Source organism: Cupriavidus sp. SK-4 (assembly GCF_000611125.1).
GTDB classification, from domain to species: Bacteria; Pseudomonadota; Gammaproteobacteria; order Burkholderiales; family Burkholderiaceae; genus Cupriavidus; species Cupriavidus necator.
This window is the reverse complement of record NZ_JFJW01000233.1, coordinates 1-4873: the sequence shown is the minus strand read 5'-3', so window position 1 is coordinate 4873 and position 4873 is coordinate 1. Positions and strand designations below refer to the sequence as shown.

Genomic DNA, 4873 nt, shown 5'->3' with positions numbered 1-4873 from the left:
GAAATTCATGGTCGTTCTCCCAGCGGGACGAGTGGCGAATCTGACGCGTCCTAATAGATCAACGAGCGCAGTCGGTATCCAATATGCGCGCACCGCCGCCTTACTCCGACCGTCGATCCGGAGACCGCAAGTGCCCCCTGGCCGAACTCAGACTGCGGCATGTTCTTCACCGTGCGCGAGGGATGCGGCTGTCGCGCGTGACGACCATCGAACTGGCGGTTGCCTGCAATCTCCGCAGGTCTTCGCAATCGCGGTGTCGGAAATAATAGGCGATCGACTAACTATGAAAAATAGCCGAGTCACGGCATTATCGCAATTTGTCCAGTTGAGCAATATTGCCACTGGAACACTTCGGGGTCCCGGTTGCATTCCTACAGCCGAATAGAGGATGAGCGATCACGAACTGCAACGGCATGCCGCATGCGGGACACGCGCTCGCTAGTACGTCGGGGAATGTCCAATGGCGGCCCAGCGATGTTCCGGCTCATCCTAGTAATCTGAAGCGCCCCAGCGAAAAGCAGTGGTACTTCGCCAGTTCCTTCGAGCCAACGTGATACCGTTATCCTGCATAGCTAATGCAAAACGACCGGAAGGGTATGAAAAAGTATCCGTGCAAGGCGTCCGTGCGCGTTCTCGCGGGCCATTACTTGCCCGACCTGCGCGCCGGGCTGTCTGTCGCTGGCCTGCTCGTTCCCGAGGCGATCGCGTATTCAACCATTGCGAACCTACCACCTCAGACTGGCGTCATAGCGCTGCTCGCGGGACTCGTCGCCTACGGCCTGCTGGGCAACAGCCGCTTTGCGATTGTGTCGGCCACGTCATCGTCGGCAGCCGTCGTTGCAGCCGTAGCAGTGGGAATGGCCGGTGACAGCCTGCCGATGCGCATGCTGCTAGCCGCCGGGCTCGTATTGATTACCGGGTTGATCTTCGTGAGCGCGTCGCTCGCACGCTTGGGCAGCGCTTCTGAGTTCATCGCCAAACCCGTGCTGCGAGGCTACGCGTTCGGTCTAGCAATTGTCATCATTATAAGACAGATCCCGAGTTTTCTCGGCGTGAGCCTCAAGCACACCGATTCTGCCGGCTTCCTGATCGAGCTTGCCCGTAGCTACCCGCAGTGGAACGTCTGGCAGTTAGCAACCGGGCTCGTCGCGCTGGTCCTGCTATTCGCTTTCGGTCGCTCACGCCAGGTGCCGGGCGCGTTCGTCGTCATCTCGCTAGGCATCGTCGCCAGTCGTTGGTTCGGCCTTCAAGCCCATGGGGTGTCGGTGGTCGGCACAATCGAGTTGTCGGGCCAAATGCCTTCCCTGCCCAGCCTTGATCACCACCAATGGGCCCAACTTGGCGAATTCGCCTTTGCGCTGGCGCTGATCCTTTACGCCGAATCGTATAGCTCGATCCGCACGTTAGCACTCAAGCATGGAGACTTGACGGTGCCGAACCGTGAGTTGCTCGCGCTCGGCGCTGCAAATATGCTGTCAGGGCTCTTTCATGGTCTGCCTGTAGGCGCGGGCTATTCGGCAAGTGCCACTAGCGAAGCGGCTGGTGCCCAGTCGCGCTGGGCAGGTTGGTTCGCTGCGGTAGTGGTGGCCGTCATCATGCTCCCCTTGCTGCCATTGGTGGCGCTCACGCCCACCGCGGTTCTCGCTGCTGTCGTTTGCCATGCGCTTAGTCACGCGTTGAACCCATCAGTATTCACCCCGTATTTGCGCTTGCATCGCGACCGTATCCTCGTCGCCGCCGCCGTGCTGGCAGTGCTCGTACTAGGCGTGCTCTACGGGTTGCTCGCCGCGATTGGGCTCAGCCTGCTGATGCTTTTGCGAGGGCTCTCGGTTCCGAACGTGAGCACCCTCGGCCGCCTTGGCGAAGGACACGATTTCCTTGTTCTCGCAGCGCATTCTGATGCGCGACCGGTCCCGGGCGTGATCGTCCTGCGTCCGGAGGCACCGCTCTTTTTTGGCAATGTCGAAGTCATGATGCAGCATGTGAGGACGTTGGTCGTCAACGCGGGGGACAGCACGCAATCGATTGTTCTCAGTCTGGAAGAGTCCCCCGATCTGGATAGCACCAGCGTGGAGGCATTGATGGAATTCGAACGCTTTGCTGCAGCGCGCGGCAAGAGGTTGTTCTTCGCGCGCCTGAAGGAGCCCGCGCTGGCGTTGCTGACTTTGGCAGGCATGCCTGGTCTCACCCCGTCATACGTTCATTACAGCGTCGACGATGCGGTCGCCGCCGCGCTCGCTCAGTCGAGTTGACGCACGGACGCTTGTCAGACGAGGGGACGAATGTCGCTTATGGTGGCCGAAGATGCAACTGACATGGGCCGCGCACGAATGTCCATTGTCTGGTGGAGCCGCCGTTTGGATGTCCGTCTGCGCGCGCTGGCGAATGGAAGGAGATGGCCGGCTACGGCCGTTGCACTCCACGCTGTCCTCGCAAGGCATGGGCGGGGAGAAGAGCGTGAGTCGGGGGCATGGCAATAAGATCCGATAACGGTGCCTTATGGCGAGTTGGCGAGCACCGGGGCAACGTTGTTACTGCACCTACGCCGCCTAACGGATAGCTCCGACTAGGCGTCGCCATCGGGAACCGCATGACCTTGGTCCCGCAAGGCCTTCGTCCAGCGCTTGATGCGTGCACGCAGTCGTCCCTGTGCAGCTTTTTCTATCGGCATGTCCTCGACGCGGCTGAGCGCTGCGCGCGGCGAAACATAGCCGTATTGAATTAGGGCCATACAGAAGACGCGGTCCTTGTCGCGATCCGCTACCGCCTTCGCCATAAAGAGGTCAACGACGTCCAAGCAATAGCCAACCCGTCCATTCGTGCCCGCCGTCTGGATGCGCTGCAGGCGGCGTTGCCATCCGGCCGGCAGGCAGGCGGTCTCTGGCCCGACGCCCTGCGCGTAGTAACCGTACGTCTCGTGAAAACGCGAGCCTTCTCCGATGGCCGCGTCAATCGCATCCGCCTTGTCGATGGCATTGAGCGGGTAGATGTCGGCCTCCGCAGACATCGTGAAAACTGCCGGCGGGTTGGGGATCGGCCCTAGGATCGATTGGCTGCCAACGACAACGAACTCGTATTCATTCGTGATGTCGGCCGCAGCCCGAATGATGTGTTCCAGATCTTCCCGGTTCATTCCTGATCCCCGATCACAACGCCTTTCTTCACCGCCTGGATCTGTGCAAGCACCTCCTGCCGAAGGGCGTCGGGTAGAACAGCCGGCAGGGGAGAGGCTTGGCGAAGCTCTTGAGCACGTCGAGTTCGGCCAAGCGCCTTGCGCCACGACCGGTTCGCAAGAATCGTTTCCCACTCGGACCAAAGTGAATCAGACCGTGAGTCTCCCTGCGAGCGCCATCGCCTGAGCACCTCTTGGGCCCGGCCCAGTAGGGCAGGATCCTCATGAATCATTCGGATCGCCTCTTTGTGCAGCGCCATGCTCTGCAAATCCTGAGCTTGATGGCGGCTGGGATCCGTCGTCACCATAACTTGCACCTGCGGTCTGGTACGCTTGGACGAGGCGGCTGCTGAATTTGCCGGCGGCGGCTGGAAGGTGTCGCTGACCAGCAGGGCGAGATCCCCGGCCACGCCGAGGACCGACATGACGCGAAGGTAAGTGCCCATCGTCGGCGCGGGGTCGCCTGCCTCAACGGCAGCGAGGGTCGTCCGGGAGATGCCAACGCGCTTGGCCATCTCGACCGTGCTGAAGTTCTGGGCCTTCCGCAGACGCTTGATGCGGTCGCCGAGTTGCAGCAGCAAGTGACGTTCTAGGACGGAAGTAGTATCAGTGAAGGCTGGCATATGTTCAGTATTCTAGTCAAAATATGGAAATTAGACTAGTTTGTTGAACATCATCGCTTCATCGTCAGTTTGCGTTGTTGAGGTGGGACGCTGGCAAGCCATCACGATGGCCTGGTGGGTCGGCGACCGCCGCCAGAAGTGAGCGGGGCCGCGCCAGCACGCGCTGAGCAACGAGGACGCGTCGCCAAAGAGGTCGAGCCCAAGGGAATAGCAACAGGACTTTCGGACCTCCACGCCGCATACGGTCGGCCTGGCATGCACAGCGGCATATCAGCGGGGCCTAATCTGCAATTTCACGATCACGAAATTATTGGCGGCAGCGGCAGCGGCGGCGGGCTGTATGGTGCAATGGATTGGAGCGCAAAGGTCGGTCTGCATCTGAGATGCAAGCCATAGGGTCGTGCGATGCCAGTACCTGGCCGCGCTGCTGAAGTCATGACCCCTTGGTGGGCCTGAGAATTCCACATTGCGGCCCAACCTATTGCACCGTGACGCTCTTTTCTGAGCGAGGACTCCTCTGTAGAGGACCACAGCGACACGCGATTTGAGGGCGGGAGTGGCCGGAACGAGGACGCGCGCATGCCGTAAAAGTCGGAATGAGGCCCAACGCAAAGTCTAGAATTTATGCGCCGATCTGCCGCAGCAAACCGGAACCATCCCCCATGTGACCCAGACCTGGCAGGTGACGGCCGGCTACTACTATGACAACGTCAAGCAAGTCGCCAATCCGGTTACCAATGCGCTACTGGGCAATATCGCCAATCCATGGCAGGTGCAGGTAATCAACAACTACTACCTGTCGAAGCGCACTAACCTTTATCTGACTACTGCCTATGCCAAGAACGCGTCCCTGAACTTCGATACCTCTGTCGGTGGGCTGGGAACCGGCTACTACCTCGGGGCAGGGAAGAACAGCATGTTTGGCGCGGCGCTGGGTATCAGGCATATCTTCTGACGCGTGGCAACCGGCCTTACTGACTCATGCTTTCGGCCACAGCAATGCGGCCCTCTTTTCTGATTCTTCACGGAGCCGTGTGACCGCTTAAAGCATTGCATTACACACAAGTCACTCGTGACC

General features: G+C 59.9%; 4 protein-coding genes. 2 read left to right on the top strand and 2 right to left on the bottom strand.

What is annotated here, in order from left to right; translation table 11 throughout:
- The first annotated feature begins 596 nt into the window (after positions 1-596).
- Complete coding sequence (locus tag CF68_RS34680) at positions 597-2252, top strand: SulP family inorganic anion transporter (protein WP_051591825.1); 1656 nt, start codon at positions 597-599, stop codon at positions 2250-2252.
- A gap of 314 nt (positions 2253-2566) precedes the next feature.
- On the opposite strand, the gene CF68_RS34675 is transcribed toward CF68_RS34680, so the two are convergent.
- Both CF68_RS34675 and CF68_RS34670 read right to left on the bottom strand, forming a co-directional pair.
- Positions 2567-3133: a DUF6036 family nucleotidyltransferase gene (locus CF68_RS34675; RefSeq protein ID WP_035828080.1), complete on the bottom strand. Its 567-nt coding sequence runs from the start codon at positions 3131-3133 to the stop codon at positions 2567-2569.
- A complete protein-coding gene (locus tag CF68_RS34670; RefSeq protein WP_035828076.1) occupies positions 3130-3795 on the bottom strand; it encodes a helix-turn-helix transcriptional regulator in 666 nt (221 codons plus the stop codon). Before CF68_RS34670 ends, CF68_RS34675 begins: the two co-directional genes overlap by 4 nt.
- Before the next feature lie 664 nt (positions 3796-4459).
- Between CF68_RS34670 and CF68_RS34665 the strand changes: the two genes are divergently transcribed.
- Positions 4460-4750 carry a hypothetical protein gene (locus CF68_RS34665; RefSeq protein WP_035828074.1) on the top strand — a complete coding sequence of 97 codons (291 nt, stop codon included), beginning with the start codon at positions 4460-4462 and terminating at the stop codon, positions 4748-4750.
- Positions 4751-4873: the final 123 nt, after the last annotated feature.

What these genes read in the sequence shown, in the direction of transcription:
- CF68_RS34680 (WP_051591825.1), top strand. Translation starts at nt 597, where the DNA reads ATGAAAAAGTATCCGTGCAAGGCGTCCGTGCGCGTTCTCGCGGGCCAT.
- CF68_RS34675 (WP_035828080.1), bottom strand. Translation starts at nt 3,133, where the DNA reads ATGAACCGGGAAGATCTGGAACACATCATTCGGGCTGCGGCCGACATC.
- CF68_RS34670 (WP_035828076.1), bottom strand. Translation starts at nt 3,795, where the DNA reads ATGCCAGCCTTCACTGATACTACTTCCGTCCTAGAACGTCACTTGCTG.